Annotated in this window: 14 protein-coding genes; 11 read left to right on the top strand and 3 right to left on the bottom strand. The window is 74.1% G+C overall.

Annotated elements, in window-relative coordinates:
* Window positions 1-151: 151 nt before the first annotated feature.
* Window positions 152-3,916 (top strand): glycosyltransferase family 2 protein, encoded by a 3,765-nt coding sequence (locus IEY78_RS31000; protein WP_189103989.1) that lies wholly within the window; start codon window positions 152-154, stop codon window positions 3,914-3,916.
* Window positions 3,913-5,517, top strand: a complete 1,605-nt coding sequence (locus IEY78_RS31005; protein ID WP_189103991.1) for a DUF5719 family protein — start codon at window positions 3,913-3,915, stop codon at window positions 5,515-5,517. Before IEY78_RS31000 ends, IEY78_RS31005 begins: the two co-directional genes overlap by 4 nt.
* 39 nt (window positions 5,518-5,556) lie before the next feature.
* Here IEY78_RS31005 and IEY78_RS31010 read toward each other — a convergent pair whose 3' ends face one another.
* Entirely contained in the window at window positions 5,557-6,015 is a 459-nt protein-coding gene (locus tag IEY78_RS31010) for a metallopeptidase family protein (protein WP_189103999.1), read from the bottom strand.
* Between the two features lie 259 nt (window positions 6,016-6,274).
* On the opposite strand from IEY78_RS31010, the gene IEY78_RS31015 reads away from it, so the two are divergent.
* From IEY78_RS31015 to IEY78_RS31040, 6 genes are all read left to right on the top strand, one after another.
* Window positions 6,275-6,724: a DUF3499 domain-containing protein gene (locus IEY78_RS31015; RefSeq protein WP_189104001.1), complete on the top strand. Its 450-nt coding sequence runs from the start codon at window positions 6,275-6,277 to the stop codon at window positions 6,722-6,724.
* Between the two features lie 84 nt (window positions 6,725-6,808).
* Window positions 6,809-8,167 carry a phosphomannomutase/phosphoglucomutase gene (locus tag IEY78_RS31020; protein ID WP_189104003.1) on the top strand — a complete coding sequence of 453 codons (1,359 nt, stop codon included), beginning with the start codon at window positions 6,809-6,811 and terminating at the stop codon, window positions 8,165-8,167.
* A 213-nt stretch (window positions 8,168-8,380) separates the two neighbouring features.
* Window positions 8,381-8,602: a Trm112 family protein gene (locus IEY78_RS31025; RefSeq protein WP_189104005.1), complete on the top strand. Its 222-nt coding sequence runs from the start codon at window positions 8,381-8,383 to the stop codon at window positions 8,600-8,602.
* Window positions 8,603-8,675: 73 nt separating this feature from the next.
* The gene (locus IEY78_RS31030; protein WP_189104007.1) at window positions 8,676-9,812 is read left to right on the top strand and encodes an SIS domain-containing protein; all 1,137 of its coding nucleotides are present in this window, start codon (window positions 8,676-8,678) and stop codon (window positions 9,810-9,812) included.
* A 79-nt stretch (window positions 9,813-9,891) separates the two neighbouring features.
* Window positions 9,892-11,097, top strand: coding sequence for a mannose-6-phosphate isomerase, class I (gene manA / locus IEY78_RS31035; protein ID WP_189104009.1), 1,206 nt, complete (start codon window positions 9,892-9,894; stop codon window positions 11,095-11,097).
* Window positions 11,098-11,251: 154 nt separating this feature from the next.
* Complete coding sequence (locus IEY78_RS31040) at window positions 11,252-12,211, top strand: cation diffusion facilitator family transporter (RefSeq protein ID WP_189104011.1); 960 nt, start codon at window positions 11,252-11,254, stop codon at window positions 12,209-12,211.
* A gap of 317 nt (window positions 12,212-12,528) precedes the next feature.
* Here the strand turns inward: IEY78_RS31040 and IEY78_RS31045 are convergent, their stop codons facing one another.
* Window positions 12,529-14,667: a fructose-specific PTS transporter subunit EIIC gene (locus IEY78_RS31045; protein WP_229700282.1), complete on the bottom strand. Its 2,139-nt coding sequence runs from the start codon at window positions 14,665-14,667 to the stop codon at window positions 12,529-12,531.
* Between the two features lie 497 nt (window positions 14,668-15,164).
* Here IEY78_RS31045 and ahcY point away from each other — a divergent pair, with 497 nt between their 5' ends.
* Together ahcY and IEY78_RS31055 are read left to right on the top strand one after the other, a co-directional pair.
* On the top strand, window positions 15,165-16,622 hold the full coding sequence (ahcY, locus tag IEY78_RS31050; protein ID WP_189104014.1) for an adenosylhomocysteinase: 1,458 nt from the start codon (window positions 15,165-15,167) through the stop codon (window positions 16,620-16,622).
* A 170-nt stretch (window positions 16,623-16,792) separates the two neighbouring features.
* Entirely contained in the window at window positions 16,793-17,407 is a 615-nt protein-coding gene (locus IEY78_RS31055) for a hypothetical protein (protein ID WP_189104016.1), read from the top strand.
* A 66-nt stretch (window positions 17,408-17,473) separates the two neighbouring features.
* Here IEY78_RS31055 and IEY78_RS31060 read toward each other — a convergent pair whose 3' ends face one another.
* Window positions 17,474-18,553, bottom strand: coding sequence for an RDD family protein (locus IEY78_RS31060; RefSeq protein WP_189104018.1), 1,080 nt, complete (start codon window positions 18,551-18,553; stop codon window positions 17,474-17,476).
* 112 nt (window positions 18,554-18,665) lie between these two features.
* On the opposite strand from IEY78_RS31060, the gene IEY78_RS31065 reads away from it, so the two are divergent.
* Window positions 18,666-19,673: a stage II sporulation protein M gene (locus tag IEY78_RS31065; RefSeq protein WP_189104020.1), complete on the top strand. Its 1,008-nt coding sequence runs from the start codon at window positions 18,666-18,668 to the stop codon at window positions 19,671-19,673.
* The last annotated feature ends 341 nt before the right edge of the window (window positions 19,674-20,014 follow it).

A 20,014-nucleotide genomic window follows, 5' to 3' on the forward strand; every position in this document is an offset into this window, starting at 1 on the left:
GCATTAGTGTGGGGCCCCGTCCGAGATGCGCCGCCGCCCTGCCGGGCGCTCGCGTCGCCTCGTAGTCCGTCGCAGTGTCTTCCGGGGGCGGGTGCCCAGCGCGACTGCGCAACGGGTCCCGAACTCCCGGGTCCGGAGGGCCCGTACCTCGATGTCCGTGCACAGCCAGTCGGCGGCCCAGGCCGCCTCATATGCAGCCGCCCCGCCAGAGTTCCCGCGGCACGTGGTCACCGCCGTGATCGTCTCCCATGACGGAGCCCGCTGGCTGCCCGATGCGCTCGCCGGCCTGCTCGGCCAGGAACGCCCCGTGCAGAACGTCGTCGGCGCCGACACCGGCAGCGCGGACGACTCCGCCCGGCTGCTCGCCGAGGCCATCGGGGACCAGCGGGTGCTGCACCTCGCCCGCCGCTCCGGATTCGGCACCGCCGTCGACGAGGCCGTCCGCACGGCCCCCGTCCTCACCCCCGACGAGCTGCCGTATCTGCGCCGGCCCAGCGGCTGGGACCCGGTCAGCCGCACCTGGCACGACGAGGCGTACGAGATGCCGGAGTTGCCGCACGGCGAACCGGTCCAGTGGCTGTGGCTGCTGCACGACGACTGCGCCCCCGCGCCGGACGCGCTCGCCGAACTGCTGCGGGTCGCCGACGCCAGCCCCTCCACCGTGATCGTCGGACCCAAGCTGCGCAGCTGGTACGACCGCCGCCAGCTGCTGGAAGCCGGTGTCAGCATCGCCCGCAGCGGCCGCCGTTGGACCGGCCTGGACCGCCGCGAACAGGACCAGGGCCAGCACGACCAGGTACGCCCGGTGCTGTCCGTGTCCACCGCGGGCATGCTCATCCGCCGCGATGTCTACGAGGAGTTGGGCGGCTTCGACCGGCGGCTGCCGCTGATGCGCGACGACGTCGACCTGTGCTGGCGCGCCCAGGCCGCCGGCCACCAGGTCCTGGTCGCCCCGGACGCGGTCCTGCGCCATGCCGAGGCCGCCGCCCGCGAGCGCCGCCCCATCGACTGCGTCGGCCGCTCGGTCGCCAACCCGCACCGCGTCGACAAGGCCGGCGCCGTCTACACCCTGCTCACCAACACCCGCGGCCGGCTCCTCCCGTACGTCCTGCTGCGGCTGCTGATCGGCACCTTCCTGCGGGTCGTCGCCTACCTCGTCGGCAAGGTCCCCGGCCAGGCGCTCGACGAACTCGCCGGGCTCTTCGGCACCCTGCTGCGGCCCGGCAAGATCCTCGCGGCACGCAAGAAGAGAGGCCGGCCCGCGGTCGACGCGAGCGACCTGCGGCCGCTCTTCCCGCCACCCGGCGCGACGGTGCGCGCCACCGCCGAACAGGTCGCCGGCAACCTCGCCGGGCGGGCCGCCCCCGACGTGGCCTCGGCCGGCCGGCACGGCGCCGTCGAGTCCGGACCCGGCGGGGACGACGCCGACTTCCTGGAGATCGAGCAGTTCGCCCGGCTCAAGCGGATCGCCCGCCGGCCGGCACCGGTGCTCTTCCTCGTCCTGCTGCTGGTCTCGCTGGTCGCCTGCCGCGGACTGCTCGGCTCCGGCGCGCTGACCGGCGGCGCGATGCTGCCCGCGCCCGGCGGCGTGTCCGACCTGTGGTCGGCGTATCTCGACAGCTGGCACGCGGTCGGCGTCGGCTCCGGCGGCTCCGCGCCGCCCTACCTCGGCGTCGTCGCCCTGGTGTCGAGCATCTTCCTCGGCTCCACCGGCTTCGCCGTCACCCTGCTGCTGGTCTGCTCCGTCCCGCTGGCCGGCCTCACCGCCTACTTCGCCTCCCGCCCGCTGGTCGCCTCCCGGCTGCTGCGCGCCTGGGCGAGCATCGCCTACGCCTTCCTGCCGGCGGCCGCCGGAGCGCTGGCCGGCGGCCGGCTGGGCACCGCCGTGCTCGCCATCCTGCTCCCGCTGATGGCCCGCGCCGGCGTCGCCGCGAGCGGGCTGCGGCTGCCGCCGGGCACCCGGCCCAGCTGGCGCGCGACCTGGGCGTATGTCCTGCTGATCACCTTCACCACGGCCTTCACCCCGGTCGTCTGGCCGATCGCGGTACTGCTCGGGGCGGGCCTGCTGGTGCTGCGCGCCGTCCGGGGCAGCCGCGAGCAGCTGCTCGCCCACGGGCTGCGCTTCCTGGCCGTGCTCCTCGCGCCGATGGTCGTGCTCGCCCCCTGGTCGCTGTCGCTGCTGACCCACCCCGGGCGCTTCTTCCAGGAGGCCGGCCTGGGCTACGGCGCCGGCTCCGCCTCCGTGCTCGACCTGATCGGCCTCAGCCCGGGCGGCCCCAAGGCCGTCGGCGGGGTGCTGCTGTTCGGCATCGTGCTGGCCGCGCTCGCCGCGACCCTGCGCGACGAGCGGCAGCTCGCGATCCGCACCGCCTGGGCGGTGGCCCTGGCCGGGCTGCTGCTCGCCGCGCTGGGCAACGGCTCCGGCTGGACCGGGCCCGCCATGCTCGTCTACGGGCTGGCGCTGCTGTGCGCCGCGGCGATCGGCGCCGAGGGCATCCGCACCCGGATGGCCAGCGTCGGCTTCGGCTGGAAGCAGCCGGTCGCCGTGCTGATCGCGCTGGCCTCGCTGCTCGCCCCGCTCTACGCCGCGGTCAGCTGGATGATCACCGGCGCGGCCGGTCCGCTGGAGCGCCGCAACCCCGAGCAGGTCCCCGCGTTCGTCGCCGAGGAGACCGGCACCGCCGACCGGGCCCGCACCCTGGTCCTCGACGGCACACCGGGCCACGTCGACTACTCGCTGGTCCGCGGCTCCGGCGCCCGGCTCGGCGACGCCGACCTGGCCGCCGAGGCGGGCGAGGACAAGCGCCTGGGCGGCATCGTCGCCCATCTCGTGGCCGGCTCCGGCGCCGACCAGGCCAACCAGCTCGGCGGCTACGCGGTCCGCTACGTCCTGGTCCGGGACGGCGCCCCGCGCGACATGGGCCGGGTGCTGGACGCGACACCGGGCCTGACCCGGCTCAGCCAGGACGACGGCAGCGCCCTGTGGCGCGTCGACCGGCGGGTCTCGCGGCTCTCCATCGTCGCGGGCGAGGCCAAGGACGGCACCAGCGCTGGCGACGCCGCCGCGCCCCTCCCCGTACCGGCCGGCCCCGTCGAGGCCCACACCAAGGTGCCGGACGGCGCCGACGGCCGGGTGCTGCGGCTGGCCGACGCCGCCGACGAGGGCTGGCAGGCCACCCTCAATGGCACCGCGCTCAAGCCCGTGACCGTCGACGGCTGGGCCCAGGGCTTCGCGCTCCCGGCCGGCGGCGGCACCCTCGACCTCACCCACGAGAACCCGCTCGGCCACACCCTCTGGCTGTGGGCGCAGGGCCTGCTCGCCGTCACCCTGGTGGTGCTGGCGCTGCCGGGCCGCCGCCGGGAGATCGACGACGACCTGCCCGAGGACGTGGCCGCCGCGCAGGCCGCCGCGGTCTCCGGCGACGGGCGGCGGGCCCGGCGCCTGCGGGCCCAGGCCGAGGCCGCCGGCGCCCCCGACGCGGCGGGCATCGGCCTCCCCGGGGAGCCGGACGGGCCGCCGCTCGACCCGGCCGCCGAGCCGGTACCCGTCCCGGACCCCGCCGGGGACCCCTACGGGGCGGTGCCGCCGCAGCAGTCGTACGACGAGTGGGCGGCCGCCGGGCAGCCGGTGGCCGACGGGCAGCAGCCCTACCCGCCCGCCGACCCCTACCAGGCCGGGCAGTACGGGCAGCAGCCCTACCCGCCGGCGGATCCCTACCAGGCCACCGACCCGTACGCCGCTGACCCCTACCAGGCGGGCGTCTACGACCCGTACGGGTACGGACAGCAGCAGCCGCAGCAGCAGTACGGCGAGGGCGACCCGCAGCACCGGCACCCCTACGACGACGGCGCCCCGTATCCCGGGTACCCCGGCTCCTACCCCGAGCCGCGCCGTGACGGGAGCGACCAGCAGTGAAGCGCACCATGATGTCCCTGATCGGCGTGGCCGTCGCGCTGGGCGCCGTCACCGGCGTCGCCGCCGTGAACGCCCCGGCCGGCGGCGACCACAAGGCGGCCCGCGGCAGTGCCCGGCTGCCCGTCCAGCGCTCCGCGCTGGCCTGCCCCGCCCCGACCTCCTCCGAGGTCGGACAGACCGACTACACCGCCTTCGCCCCCAAGGGCGCGGCGGCCGGCGGGGACGGCACGAAGGGCACCGCCGCGCTGGTGCCCGCCGGGACCGTCAAGGACGCCGGCGGCAGCGACAACGGCAAGGGCAAGGGCAAGAAGCCCGGAAAGGGTGGCAAGGGCGGCAAGGACGCGGCCGGCGGGGCGGACTCCGCCTCCGGCCAGCTCGTCGCCCCCCGTGACACCAAGCCCGTCGCCCCCCTGAAGGAGGCCGGCACGCCCGCCACCGCGTCCACGGACAGCGCGGACGCCCCGGCGCTCGTCGGCGCGGCGGACGGCACCCTCGCCCCGGGCTGGACCGTCCAGCAGACCACCTCCGTCGCCGCCGGCGCGGGCCGCGGCCTCATGGGGCTGAACTGCACCACCCCCGACACCACGTTCTGGTTCCCGGGGGTGAGCACCGCCGCGGACCGCCAGGACTACGTCCACCTGACCAACCCCGACCCGACCCCGGCCGTCGTCGACCTCCAACTGCGCGGCAAGGACGGGTCGTTGGGGGGCTCGACGGGCGAGGACATCACCGTCCCGCCGCACGCCACGGTCCCCGTCCTGCTCTCCACCCTGACCACCACCCCCGCCACCAACGCGTCCTTGCAGGTCGTCGCCCGTGAGGGCCGGATCGGCGCGGCCGTCCAGGCCACCGACGCCAAGCTCGGCAGCGACTGGCTGCCGGCCGCCGCCGACCCGTCGCCGAGCGTGGTGCTGCCCGGCATCCCGAAGGACGCCAGTTCGGTCCGGCTGGTCGCCCTGGCCCCCGGCGAGTCCGACGCCGACCTCAAGGTGCAGCTCGCCACCCCCAGCGGGCTGATCACCCCGGCCGGTCTGGAGAGCCTGCACCTCAAGAGCGGGATGACCACCGCGGTGGACCTCAAGGACCTCACCAAGGGCGAGGCCGGCTCCCTGGTGCTCACCCCCGCCGACGGCAGCTCCAAGGTCCCGGTCGCGGCCGCGCTGCGGGTGACCCGCGGCAAGGGCGCCAAGCAGGAGATGGCCTTCATCCCGGCGACCCGGCCGGTCGAGCAGCGTGCCACCGCCGCCGACAACCGCGCCAAGGGCAGCACCCTCTCGCTGGTCGCGCCGGAGAAGGGCAAGGACGCCGAGGTGAAGGTCACCGCGTCGGCCGGCAGCGGCGGCGGCACCCCGGTCACCAAGACGTACACGGTCAAGGGCGGCACCAGCCGCGATCTCACCCCGCCGGTCCCGCAGGGGCTGAAGGGGACCTACGCGCTGACCGTGGAGCCGGCATCCGGCAGCGGCCCCTTCTACGCGGCCCGCATGCTCGCCCGCCCCCAGGGCGGGGTGCCCGCCTTCACCGTCCAGACGCTGCCCGACGACCGGGGCACGGTCCTGGTGCCGACCGCGGGCCAGGACCTGTCGGTGCTGACGAAGTAACCGCGCCCCGGACCCGCGCCCCCGACCCGCGCTACGGCCTCAGTCCTGGCCGTAGCGCGGGTCCACCGATTCCGGGGCCAGCCCCAGGAGTTCGGCGACCTGCTCGACCACCACTTCGTGGACCAGGAACGCCCGCTCGTCGCGGCTCTTCGTCCGGATCTCCACCGGCCTGCGGTAGATCACGATCCGGTCGCGATGTCCGCCCGCGGCCGGCACCACCCGGCCCAGCGGCACCGTCTCCGTGTCGGCGTCGCCGTCCGGGCCGCCGTCCGGGCCGGAACCGGGCACGTCGAGGATCAGGAAGTCGACCTGGGAGAGCTGCGGCCAGCGCCGCTCCAGCCGGTCCCGGGAGTCGTACACGAGATCCACGAAGGCGTCGGCACGGGACACCGAGAGCGGCACCTGCGGCGGCGCGATCGGGCCGCGCATACCGCGGCCGTGGCGGTCGCGGCGGCGGAGCCGTGGCTGTGCCGGTCGGGGAGGTACGGGACTGTCCATCAGCATCGAGCGTAGCCCTCGGGGACCCCCTGGCACCGGGGAGCGCGACAAGACGTGCCATGTCGTCGACTGACCGGACCTGTCCGTCTCGATTTCGATCGCATCCCCGAAGGAGATCGCAGATCGTCAGCGGAATGGCGGGAAATGTCATGAGTCGTGACGGGATTCCTCGCCGCGGGCCGTCCGCCCCCACCCGCCCGGCCCAGGTCAGGTCGAGCGGGTGCAGGTCAGACGCATCGGACGAAGCGGGACGACACGGTTGGGTGAGCCTGGGCGGAGTCGTCGCGGCCCGCTCAAGAGTGCGGTACCGTCCAACGTCGTGAGCCCTGTACGTCGCTGTTCGCGCACTGCGTGCGGCCGCCCCGCCGTCGCAACGCTGACGTACGTCTATGCGGATTCGACCGCCGTGCTCGGACCGCTCGCCACCTACGCCGAACCGCACTGCTACGACCTGTGCGCCGAGCACTCCGAGCGGCTGACCGCGCCCCGCGGCTGGGAGGTCGTCCGCCTCGCCCTCGACTCCGGCCCGCCCCGCCCCAGCGGCGACGACCTCGAAGCCCTGGCGAACGCCGTCCGCGAGGCCGCCCGCCCCCAGGAGCGCGCCGCCGGCGCCGGCGGCGGCGCACCCGCCCCCGGCGACCGCGACACCCACCCCATGGAGGTCGCCCGCCGCGGCCATCTGCGGGTGCTGCGCTCGCCGGATTCCTGAGCCGCTCCCGCCGGCCGGCGGACGTCCTGCGGACAGCCCCGCCGGGTAGGTTGGGAGCCCCAAGGACTCCAGGAGGGCAGGCTTGTGGCTGATCTGTCGCAGATCGTGAAGGCGTACGACGTACGCGGCGTCGTCCCCGACCAGTGGGACGAATCGCTCGCGGAGTTGTTCGGCGCGGCCTTCGCCGAGATCACCGGCGCGGACGCGATCGTGATCGGGCACGACATGCGGCCCTCCTCGCCCGGCCTGTCGGGCGCCTTCGCCCGGGGTGCGGCGGCCCGCGGCACCGGCGTCACCCTGATCGGCCTCTGCTCCACCGACGAGCTGTACTTCGCCAGCGGCTCCCTCGGCCTGCCCGGCGCCATGTTCACCGCCTCGCACAACCCGGCCCAGTACAACGGCATCAAGATGTGCCGGGCCGGTGCCGCGCCGGTCGGCCAGGACACCGGCCTCGCCGAGATCCGCGCGCTGGTCGAGCGCTGGGCGGACGAGGGCGCCCCGCCGCCCGCCGCCACGACCGGCACCGTCACCCGCCGCGACGTCCTCGGCGACTACGCGGCCCACCTGCGCGGCCTGGTGGACCTCAGCGGCATCCGTCCGCTCAAGGTCGTGGTGGACGCGGGCAACGGCATGGGCGGGCACACCGTCCCCACCGTCTTCGAGGGCCTGCCGCTCGAACTCGACGCGATGTACTTCGAGTTGGACGGCTCGTTCCCGCATCACGAGGCCAACCCGCTGGATCCGAAGAACATCGTCGACCTCCAGGCGCGGGTGCGCGAGACCGGCGCCGACCTCGGCCTCGCCTTCGACGGCGACGCCGACCGCTGCTTCGTCGTCGACGAGAACGGCGACCCCGTCTCCCCGTCCGCGATCACCGCCCTGGTCGCCGCCCGCGAACTGGCCAAGCACCCCGGCGGCACGGTCATCCACAACCTGATCACCTCCTGGTCGGTGCCGGAGGTCGTGCGGGAGAACGGCGGCGAGCCGGTCCGCACCCGCGTCGGCCACTCCTTCATCAAGGAGGAGATGGCCAAGAGCGGCGCGATCTTCGGCGGCGAGCACTCCGCGCACTACTACTTCCGCGACTTCTGGAACGCCGACACCGGCATGCTCGCCGCGATGCACGTCCTGGCGGCCCTCGGCGGCCAGCAGGGCCCGCTGTCCGAGCTGGTCGCGCAGTACGACCGGTACGCGGCCTCCGGCGAGATCAACAGCACCGTCGACGACCAGGCCGGCCGGCTCGCCGCGCTCAAGGCGGCCCATCAGGACCGCGCGGGCGTCACCCTCGACGAGCTGGACGGGCTGACCGTCACCGCCGACGACTGGTGGTTCAACGTGCGCGCCTCGAACACCGAGCCGCTGCTGCGGCTGAACGTCGAGGCCAGGGACGCCGCCACCGCCGACCGGGTCCGCGACGAGGTCCTGGCGGTCATCCGCGCCTGAGCCCCGGCGCCCGGGCGGGCCCCGCCGCCGGCCGGCCCGTCCGGACGGCCGGCCCGCCCGGCAACCGGAGGACCTCTCCGTGCGGGGCGCGCGGCCACCGCGACAGCGCCGCCCGCCCCGCCGCCCACCACCCCGAATCTCCGCCGGGCAGGCCCCCGGCCCCCGTACGGCGGTACGCTGGCCACGCCGCAACCGCCCCGAAGGAGCAGCTCCATGCCGGTCGAAGCCAGCCTGATCCAGATCCTCGCCTGCCCGGCGTGCCACGCCCCGCTGGAGGACCGGACCGACGTCCCCGCGGACTCCGCTGCCGACCCCGCGCTGCTGTGCACCTCCGGCGACTGCGGCCTCGCCTACCCCGTGCGGGACGGCATCCCCGTGCTCCTCGTCGACGAAGCCCTCCCCCGCGGCGTGGACGGTGCCCCCAGCCCCGCCTGACCGGCCGCTGCCGGGCCCGCCCCGGCACCGCCCGTTCCCCCGCCCGTACCGGCGATCGGAGGCCGCGCCCACCATGCTCGACGAGTCACTCCTCGACACCCCTGACGCACTGGCGGGCGCAGACCGCTTCGGCCTGCTGCGCGGCGTCGCCGAATCCGGCGCCCGGGTCCGCACCGCCGCCCGTGGCGCCGCCGAATCCGGCATCCCCGACCTGACCCCCGACGGACGGCCGCGCGCCGTACTCGTCGCCGGCCCCGGACCGGCCGCGGCCGGCGTGGCCGACCTGCTCAGGGCGCTCGGCGGCGGCAACTGCCCGGTCACCCTCATCCCGCCCACCGGCGTCGCCCCACTCCCCGGCGCACTGCGCTGGACGCTGCCCGGCTGGGCCGGCCCCCTGGACCTGCTGCTGCTCCCCGGCCCGGACGCCGCCGACCCCGGCCTCGCCGAGCTGGTCGAGCAGGCCTACCGCCGCGGCTGCGCCGTCGTCGCCGTCACCCCCGCGGGCGGCCCCCTCGCCGACGCCGTCGAACAGGCCCGCGGCCTCGCCGTCCCGCTGGCGACCACCCCCTACGACACCGAGTTCGACGTCGAGGGCGCCCCGCCCGCCGCCCCCGGCACCCTCTGGTCGGTGCTCATCCCGCTGCTCTCGCTCGCCGACCGCATCGGCCTGCTCAGCGCCCCGCCGGAGGCCCTCGGCAAGCTCGCCGACCGCCTCGACCAGCTCGCCGAACGCTGCGGCCCGGCCATCCCGACGTACACCAACCCCGGCAAGACCCTCGCCGCCGAACTCGCCGACGCGCTCCCGCTGATCTGGACGGAAGGCGGCATCGCCGGCGCCGTCGGCCGGCACTTCGCCACCGAGCTGGCCGGGCTGGCCGGCCGCCCCGCCCTCGTCGCCGAGCTGCCCGAGGCACTCGCCACCCACCGCACCCTGCTGGCCGGGGCGCTGGCCGCCGGCGCCGACCCCGACGACTTCTTCCGCGACCGGGTCGAGCAGCCCCCCGCGATGCACGCCAGGGTGGTGCTGCTGCGCGAGGAGGAGCCCGGCCCGCTGTCCGCCACCCGCGCCGCCCAGGCCCTCGCCGAGGAGCGCGACACCGCCGTCAGCGAACTGGAACCGGCCGCCGGCAGCGACCTGGAGAAGGCCGCGGAGCTTCTCGCCATCGTGGATTTCGCCGCCGTTTACCTGGCGCTCGCCGGCACCGAGTGACCATGGACGGCCGGCCCGCACCCGCGGGCCGCGAGCACCACGCCGCCGCTCCGTACGACCGTCAGGAAGCCACCGACCCATGGACCGCCTCGCCAATACCGTGCGCCCCTACGCCTGGGGCTCCACCACCGCCCTCCCGGAGCTCCTCGGCACCGCGCCGACCGGCGAACCCCAGGCCGAGATGTGGATGGGCGCCCACCCCGGCGCCCCCTCCCGCATCGACCGCGGCGCCGGCCCCCGCTCCCTGGCCGAGGTGATCGACGCCGCACCCGAGGCCGAGCTGGGCGCCGACGCCGTCCGCGCCTTCGGCCCCCGGCTGCCCTTCCTGCTCAAGCTGCTCGCCGCCGGCTCCCCGCTCTCCCTCCAGGTCCACCCCGACCTGGACCAGGCCCGCGCGGGCTTCGCCGACGAGGAGCGGCGCGGCATCCCGATCGACGCCGGCCACCGCAACTACAAGGACGCCAACCACAAGCCCGAACTCCTCGTCGCGCTCACCCCCTTCGACGGCCTGTGCGGCTTCCGGCACCCGGCGCGGTCCGCCGACCTGCTGGCCGGCCTCGGCGTCGACGACCTCAAGCCGTACGTCGACATCCTGCGGGCCAGCCCCGAGGAGGACGCCCTGCGCGAGGTGCTCACCGCCGTCCTCGGCGCCGAGCACCACGCCCTCGCCGGCACCGTCGAACAGGCCGCCGTCGCCGCCGACCGCCTCGCCCAGGAGGACGGACCGCACGCCGCCGACTACGCCGCCTACGCCGCCATCGCCCACCACTACCCGGGCGACCCCGGCGTCCTCGCCGCCATGCTGCTCAACCACGTCCGACTCCAGCCCGGCGAGGCCCTGTTCCTCGGCGCCGGCATCCCGCACGCCTACCTCAGCGGCCTGGGCGTCGAGCTGATGGCCAACTCCGACAACGTGCTGCGCTGCGGGCTGACCCCCAAGCACGTCGACGTGCCCGAGCTGCTGCGGGTGGTCCGCTTCGAGGCCGGCGACGCGGGCGTGCTGCGGCCGGAGGCGGTCGGCGGCGAGGAGGTCTACGAGACCCCCATCGACGAGTTCCGCCTCTCCCGCTTCGTGCTGGCCCCCGGCGCCGCCCCGCGCCCGCTGGTCTCCCGGACGCCGCAGATCCTGCTGTGCACGGCGGGCACCGTCCGGCTGCGGGACGGCGAGGCCGGCGCGCCGGCCGAGCTGGTCCTCGGCCCCGGGGAGTCCGCCTTCGTCCCGGCCGGGGAAGCGCTCACGCTCGCCGGGGAGGGCACCCTCTTCCGCGCGACGGTGGTCGCCTGACGCGGCCACCACGGCACGGGCGGCCGCGGCGCCCGGCGGATCCGGTCCGCCGGGTGGCCTCCCGGCGGACGGCCCGGACGGGGCTGCGAGAATGACCGCCGCACGGCACGCAAGCGGCGGTAGAGCCGGACGACGGAAGGGACATGCGGCACCTATGAGCGCATCAGGCGGGACAAAGGCGATCGTTGCGGCGCTGGGCGCCAACCTGGCGATCGCCGCGGCGAAGTTCGTGGCCTTCGCCTTCAGCGGCTCGTCCTCGATGCTGGCCGAAGGCGTGCACTCCCTCGCGGACTCCGGCAACCAGGGCCTGCTGCTGCTCGGCGGCAAGAAGGCGAAGCGCGCGGCGACCGCCGAGCACCCCTTCGGCTACGGCCGCGAGCGCTACATCTACGGCTTCCTGGTCTCCATCGTCCTGTTCACCATCGGCGGCGTCTTCGCGCTCTACGAGGGCTACGAGAAGATCCACGAGCCGCACCCGCTGGACAACTGGTTCTGGCCGGTCGGCGTGCTGGTCTTCGCCGTCATCGCCGAGGGCTTCTCCTTCCGCACGGCGATCAAGGAGTCCAACGAGCTGCGCGGCAAGCAGACCTGGACCCAGTTCGTCCGCCGCGCCAAGGCGCCCGAGCTGCCGGTCGTCCTGCTGGAGGACTTCGGCGCCCTCGTCGGCCTGGTCCTCGCGCTGGGTGGCGTCGGCCTCACCGTGGCCACCGGCGACGGCATCTGGGACGGCATCGGCACCATGTGCATCGGTGCGCTGCTGGTGCTGATCGCCTTGGTCCTGGCCGCCGAGACCAAGTCCCTGCTGCTGGGCGAGGCGGCCGGCCTCGACCAGATCGCCAAGATCCGCGCGGCGGTCGTCGACGGCGACGTCGTCACCGGCGTCATCCACATGCGCACGCTCCACCTCGGCCCCGAGGAACTGCTGGTCGCCGCGAAGATCGCGGTCCAGCACGACGACACCGCCACCGAGGTCGCCCGGGCCATCGACGCCGCCGAGGCCCGCATCCGCGAGGCCGTCCCGATCGCCCGCGTCATCTACCTGGAACCGGACATCTACAACGAGACCACCGCCGCCGCAGGCCCCGACCCCTCAAAAACCCCGGGCGCCCACTGACCCGACCCCTTGTCACCGAACGGCCCCCACACTGATGCCGAGTGCGGGGGCCGTTGGCTTGGGGGGGGGGGGGACGGGCGGGGGGCGTTGGTCCGGGCTGTTGGACAGCCGGGAGCCGGGAGCCGGGAGCCGAGGGCCCCGGCCCGGAAGCCGGGGGAGTGCCACTGTGGCCAGCCCCGGGCGCCCCAGGCCGCCGGTGAGCTCTGGGCCGGTGAGCCACACGCCGACCAGCCCCACCCGGAATACCGCCCCCACACCGCCGCGTTGAGGCCCCGAGGGGGCGCTCGCAGCCCCTACGGGATCTGTTCGCCCCCGCCCTAGTGGATCTCACCGAGCGTACGCAGGATCGCCGCCCCGTCCTCCGCGCCCTGCAGCCGGGCCCGGAAGTCGGCGTCCACCAGCTTCCGCGACAGCAGCGCCAGGATGCGCAGATGCTCATCCCCGGCCGCCGCCTCCGGCACCGCGATCAGGAAGACCAGCCTGGCGGGCGTGCCGTCCGGCGAGCCCCAGTCGATGCCGTCCGCGGACCGCGCGAAGCAGACGACCGGAGCCGTCACCGCGTCCGTCTTGGCGTGCGGGATGGCTATCTCCTCGCCGAGCCCCGTGGTGCCCTGCGCCTCCCGCGCCAGCGCCACCCGCACCAGTTCCGCCACGTCGGCCACCTTGCCGGTCGCGGCCGCCAGTTCGGCCAGCTCATGGATCGCCGCCTCCTTCTCGTCGGCGGCGAGCTGCGTCGTGACGGTCCGCTCGGTCAGGTAGCCGGACAGCACCCGATCCCCGCGCCCGGCCGCTGCCTTGTCCCCGTCGGGATCCCCGTCCCCGGCAGGCGCCTTCTCCTCCGTACGAGCCTCCTCCGTACGAGCCTCCGCCACCGAAGCCCTGGCCAAGGTGGCCGTCGCCGTACCGCCGGCACCACCCGCACCGGCATCCACCCCGGCCCCACTCCCGGCGACGGCACCCGCGCCGGCGACGGCACCGGCCCCATCGCCGACACCCGCCCCACCGACCCCGACACCCGCCTGCGCCGCCACGGCGCTCAACGAAGCCGCCGCGCCCTTCCGCCGCTCCGCCGCCTCCACCAGCGCCACCGTCGTCAGCGCCGTGACCCCCGCGCCGATCAGCACGGCGAGGAAGAACACCGGCACCCCGCCGACCGCACCCAGCACCGCCACGATCGGCCCGCCATGCGGCACCGCGTCGCTCACCCCGGCCGTCCCGGCGACCGCACCGGCCACCGCGCCACCGAGCATGTTCGCCGGGATGACCTGCGCGGGCCGCGCCGCGGCGAACGGGATCGCGCCCTCGGAGATCCCGAAGAGCCCCATGAACAGCGCCGCCATCCCCGTCTCCCGCTCCTGCTCGGAGTACAGGCGCCGGCGGATCAGCGTGGCCAGCCCCTGTCCGAGCGGCATCACCGGAATCGCCGCGGCGCACATCCCCATCACCGTCATGTTGCTGGTGGCGATCAGCCCCGCACCGAACAGGAACGCCGTCTTGTTGACCGGCCCGCCCATGTCGAAGGCGATCATCAGCCCGAGGATCGCGCCGAGCAGGATCGCGCTCGACCCGGTCATGCCGCCGAGCCAGCCGGTGAGATGGGTGAACACCCAGGAGATGGGCCGGCCGATCACGTAGATGAAGAAGAGCCCCAGCGCCGTCGTCGCCACGATCGGGATCACGATGATCGGCATGATCGGCCGGACGAACTTGGGGACCTCGACCTTCTTGATCCACTGCACCAGGTAGCCGGCCAGGAACCCGGTGACGATCGCCCCGATGAAGCCCGCGCCCGCCTTGGAGTCGTACAGCGCGCCGGTGTTGGCGATCCAGCCGCCGATCATGCCCGGCACCAGCGCCGGCCGGTCGCCGATCGCGTACGCGATATAGCCGGAGAGGACCGGCACCATCAGCGTGAAGCCGATCACGCCGATGTCGTTCACGTGCTTCCAGAACGACCCGTCGGGAATGACCAGACCCCCGTCGGCCTGCGGATGCCCGCCTATCGCCAGCGAGACCGCGATCAGCAGCCCGCCGACCACCACGAACGGGATCATGTAACTGACCCCGTTCATCAGCGCCTTGTACCCGACGCTGCGCTCCTTGCCGCCCCCGGTCGCCGGAGCCGCGCCGCCGCCCGTACCGGCACCGCCGGCCTCCGTGCCCCCGTACACCGGCGCGCTGCGCACCCGCTCGATGAGCTGCTCGGGATGGCGGATGCCCTCGGCGACCCCGACCGACAGCACCCTCTTGCCGGCGAAGCGGCTGCGGTCGACATCCTTGTCCGCGGCGATGATGACGGCGTCCGCCTCCCTGACATCGTTGTCAGACAGAACGTTCTCGGCCCCGATGGACCCCTGGGTCTCCACCTTGATCTCGTGGCCGAGGGCCTGGGCGGCCTGGGTCAGCTTCTCCGCGGCCATGTACGTGTGGGCGATGCCGGTCGGGCAGGCGGTCACGGCGAGCAGCTTCAGCCCCTGCCCGCCCCTCCCCGCGTCCCCGGTGGGATCGGCTGGACTCGTGGTCACGTGGCTCTCCTTACGAACGGACGCGCGGCCGTGCGGTTGTTCCCGCGCTGCACGCATCCTGCACGACGGTCCGGCGCGCGCAAAGCCCCCGGGGCCCGGCCCGCACCCGCCGGAAGCGCGGCCTCCGGAACCCCGCCCCCGGGGCGCCGCGAGCCGCCCGCCCGCCTCCGAATGGCCGGGACCGCACCGAATCGGCTCCTCCGGGCTGGGGTTCACTGGGCCGATCGGTGTAGATTCGTGACCAGTGCCAGACGTCGCTGCTGATGGCGGTCGGGCGGTCCGCACCGCGGACCGGCCGAGGGAGAGAGGGCCTCCGACGGACTGCGCTGCGGCCAGGGGGAGAGGTATGTGCGCTACCGCGTACGCTCGTACCTGCCCGCGCCGCAGACTGCCAGCCCATCCACCTCGACCATCGAGGAGCAGCACGCATGACGACAGCAGCCACCGGCCAGGACTTCAAGGTCGCCGACCTGTCCCTCGCCGCTTTCGGCCGCAAGGAGATCACCCTCGCCGAGCATGAGATGCCCGGTCTGATGGCGATCCGCAAGGAATACGCCGCCGCCCAGCCGCTGGCGGGCGCCCGGATCACCGGCTCGCTGCACATGACCGTGCAGACCGCCGTGCTGATCGAGACCCTGGCCGCCCTCGGCGCCGAGGTCCGCTGGGCGTCCTGCAACATCTTCTCCACCCAGGACCACGCCGCCGCGGCCATCGCGGTCGGTCCGAACGGCACGCCGGACGCCCCGGCCGGCATCCCGGTCTTCGCCTGGAAGGGCGAGAGCCTGGAGGAGTACTGGTGGTGCACGGAGCAGGCGCTGACCTGGCCGAACTCGCCCACCGGCGGCCCGAACATGATCCTCGACGACGGCGGCGACGCGACGCTGCTGGTGCACAAGGGCGTCGAGTACGAGAAGGGCGGCAAGGTCCCGTCCGTCGAGACCGCGGAGAGCGACGAGCACCGCGCGATCCTGGAGCTGCTCACCCGCACGCTGGGCGAGGCGCCGCAGAAGTGGACGAACCTGGCCTCCGAGATCCGCGGGGTCACCGAGGAGACCACCACCGGTGTGCACCGTCTCTACGAGATGCACCGCGACGGTGACCTGCTCTTCCCGGCGATCAACGTGAACGACGCCGTGACGAAGTCGAAGTTCGACAACAAGTACGGCTGCCGGCACTCCCTGATCGACGGCATCAACCGCGCCACCGACGTCCTGATCGGCGGCAAGACCGCCGTGGTCTGCGGCTACGGCGATGTCGGCAAGGGCTGCGCGGAGTCCCTGCGCGGCCAGGGCGCCCGGGTGATCATCACCGAGATCGACCCGATCTGCGCGCTGCAGGCGGCGATGGACGGCTACCAGGTCACCACGCTCGAGGACGTCGTCGAGACCGCCGACATCTTCATCACCACCACGGGCAACAAGGACATCATCATGGCGTCCGACATGGCCCGGATGAAGCACCAGGCGATCGTGGGCAACATCGGCCACTTCGACAACGAGATCGACATGGCCGGCCTGGCGAAGCTCGAGGGCATCGTCAAGGACGAGGTCAAGCCGCAGGTGCACACCTGGACCCACCCGGACGGCAAGGTGCTGATCGTGCTGTCCGAGGGCCGTCTGCTCAACCTGGGCAACGCCACCGGTCACCCCTCCTTCGTGATGTCCAACTCCTTCGCGGACCAGACGCTGGCCCAGATCGAGCTGTTCACCAAGCCGGAGGAGTACCCCACCGACGTCTACGTGCTGCCCAAGCACCTCGACGAGAAGGTGGCCCGCCTCCACCTCGGCGCGCTGGGCGTCAAGCTCACCGAGCTGCGTCCGGAGCAGGCCGCCTACATCGGCGTCGAGGTCGAGGGCCCCTACAAGCCCGACCACTACCGCTACTGATCCACGCGGCGATCACCGGCCGGTCGGCACCGCCCGACCCGCTGGTGCTCACCCGCAGCAGCCGGTGACACCAGGCCCTCGCCCCTCACGGCGGGGGCCTGGCCCGTAAGGACCCCGCACATCCGCCCCGACGCACCGGCCCGTCGCCGCCCGAAGGACTGCAACCCCTCATGCCCCGCGGCCACTACTCCCTCCACGACCCGCACGATCACACCCCCCTGGGTGAAGAGCACTTCCACTGCGCCACCGGCCCCTCCGGCTGGCGCTACGTCTCCCAGATCGTCAACCCTTCCGGCGACCACACCGGCTCCGTCGACCTCACCCTCGACGAACTCGGCCGCCCCCTCCGCCTCGAACTCCACGCCTCCGCCTGGCAGGTCCGCGGCGCGGCCCTGGAGGGCGTCACCTGGGTACGCACCGACCCGACCGGCGCACACGCCACCGAAGGCAACGTCCCCGCCCACGGCTTCACCGGCGCGTCCCCCGCCTTCCTCGTCGCCACCGCCCGGCTGCTCCGCCCCGCCCTCGGCGCCGGCGCCGTCCGCACCCGCCTCGTCGCCTTCACACCCCCCGTCCTCGCCCCCCGCACTCTCGACCAGTCCTGGGCCCTGCTGAAGAGCACACCACACGCCACTGACAACGCCCCCCTCATCGCGGACGAGTACCAGGTCAACGACCTGGAGACCGGCGAGCAGCACACCGTCCACCTCGCCGGCGACGTGGTCCTCTCCGCCCCCGGCATCGAGCTCGAATCCCTCGAGTCCCCGCCGTCGACCTTCCCCTGACCCGCCCCGGCACCGATCGGAACGGCGGCCTCACGGATCCCGTACGGCGCCGAGGGCCCGCCCGTCTCACACCGGCGGCGCGAACCCCGTACGCGGCTGCCGCCCCGGCCCGCCGCCGTCGCGCCCCTCGCCGCCGTGCACCCGCTCCGGCGCCCCCGGGGACCCACCCCCGCCAGGGAGCATCGGCCCCCGCCCGGTTGCGCCCGCATCACCCGTCCCACGTGCCACCGCGCCGTCACCGGGCGGCGCCCAGGCCCCACCCGGCGCGACGGGCGCCACCCCGTCACCCGCGGCCTCCGTCACCCCCACCGCTTCCTCCGGCGACGACGGCTCCGCCCAAGGCCCGGACGCCGAAGCCCCGCCCTGCCCGGCACGCACCGCGGCCCCCGCCCCTGACGCCCCGAACGCCCGCTGCGACTCCCGCGCCTGCCGTTCCCCGACCACCGCCGCCAGATACGCCGCCGGAAGCACCCCCGTGGGCCCCGGCACCCCGGTGAACCCCCGCAGATCCTCCGCCAGCCGCCCGGCCATCGCCTCGCCCGCCTGTGGATCCAGCTGCTCACTCCGCGCCAGATACTGGCGGACCGTCAGCCACCACCCATCGGGCACCCGCGAAAGATCGAGCGCCCCGACCTCCGCCACCAGCCACGCGGGCGGCGGCGGCAGCGCCGCACCGGCCCCCGCGACCGGCATCCGCTCCCGTATGACCAGCGTCCCCGCGAACACATCCCCCAGCCGGCGCCCGCGCGCCGACACCAACGACGCGACGGCCGCCACCACCCCCATCGTCAGCACGATCTCGACGGCCCCCATGGCACCGCGCACCAGCGCATGCCGGAACCGGATCGGCCCACCGTCCTCCCGCACCACCCGCAGCCCGCAGATCACCTTCCCCAGGGACCGGCCACGGCTCAGCGTCTCCACCACGATCGGCACCCCGACCTGCACCAGCAGGAAGGCCGCCACGGACACGGCCGCCACCGCCGCACCGTCCATCGACGACGTCGCGCTCACCAGCATCAGCGAAATACCGATGTAGCTCACCCACGCCACCGCCACATCGACCGCCACCGCCAGCCCCCGGCTCGCCAGCCGGGCCGGCCGCAGCCCGAGCACCACCGCTTCTCCCGTGACGAGTTCACCCACGCCGCGCCCACTCCCTCTCGATCCCCGAAGTCCCGCCCACCCCACGCCGGGCACGGCCAGTCTGCCAAGCTGACCCGGCACCCACCCACGGCGCTGCGAGGAGCGACACCAGATGGACCTCGATGTCTTCGTCACCGCCCATGGCGCCGACTGGGACCGCCTGGACACCCTGCTGCACCGCAGGCACCGCCTCACGGGAGCCGAGGCCGACGAACTGGTCGCCCTCTACCAGCGCACCACCACCCACCTCTCCCTCCTCCTCTCCAGCGCCCCCGACCCCGCACTCACCAGCCGCCTCACCTCTCTGGTGGCGCGCGCCCGCAGTACGGTCACCGGCGCCCGCAAGGCCTCCTGGCGCGACCCCGCCCGCTTCTTCACCACGGCGTTCCCGGCCGCGGTCTACCGCCTGCGCCACTGGTGGATCCCCACCGCGATCCTCTCCACCGCGGTCGCCGCCCTCCTGGGCTGGTGGATAGCCGCCCACCCGGAGGTCCAGGCGGCGATCGGCGCCCCGGACGACCTCCGCGACATGACCCGCCCCGGTGGCGAGTACGAGACCTACTACTCCAGTCACCCGGCCGCGTCCTTCGCCGCCCAGGTATGGACGAACAACGCCCAGGCCGTCGCCATGTGCCTCGTCCTCGGCGCCTTCGCCGGCCTCCCGGTGCTGTGGATCCTCTTCCAGAACATGCTCAATCTGGGCGTCGGCATCGGCCTGATGTCCTCGGCCGGCCGCCTCGACACCTTCCTGGGCCTGATCCTTCCGCACGGCCTCCTGGAACTGACCGCCGTCTTCATCGCCGCCGGCATCGGCCTCCGCCTGGGCTGGACCCTCATCGACCCCGGCCCGCGCACCCGCCGTACGGCCCTGGCGGAGGAGGGCCGCTCCGCCCTGGGCGTGGCCCTCGGACTCGCCGCGGTCCTCTTCGTCTCCGGCGTCCTCGAAGGCTTCGTCACCCCTTCCGGCCTGCCCACCTGGGCCCGCATCGGCATCGGCGTCACCGCCGAAACGGCCTTCCTCCTGTACGTCTATGTACTGGGCGGCCGCGCCGTACGTGCCGGAGCCACCGGCGACGTCGAGCTCCGCGACCGCCCGGCCGTCCTCCCGACGGCCGCGTGATGTGCATCCGGCCCCGCTGACCTGCTAATCTCCTCTTCGCCCCAGAAACCCGTTGACACGGGTGGCAGGGGGAGGTAGATTCGAACGGTTGCAACGAACTGGACAGGTTCATCCGCAACGGTTAGTATCTTCTCCGCTTCGGCCGGAACTTCAATTCGGCGAGGCGCAACCGACCACTTACCGGAAGCCCCGGTCGATTAATTCGACCGAACTCCTTCTGATAAAGTCGGAAAAGCCAAAAGGCACCCCCCTCCGACGGGGAATCGGAAACGAATTCGGACCGGCAACGGAACGAAATCGAGTCTGATAGAGTCGGAAAGGCCGAAAAGCGAAAGCCGAAC

It is taken from the genome of Streptomyces kronopolitis (assembly GCF_014646275.1).
Taxonomy (GTDB): Bacteria; Actinomycetota; Actinomycetes; order Streptomycetales; family Streptomycetaceae; genus Streptomyces; species Streptomyces kronopolitis.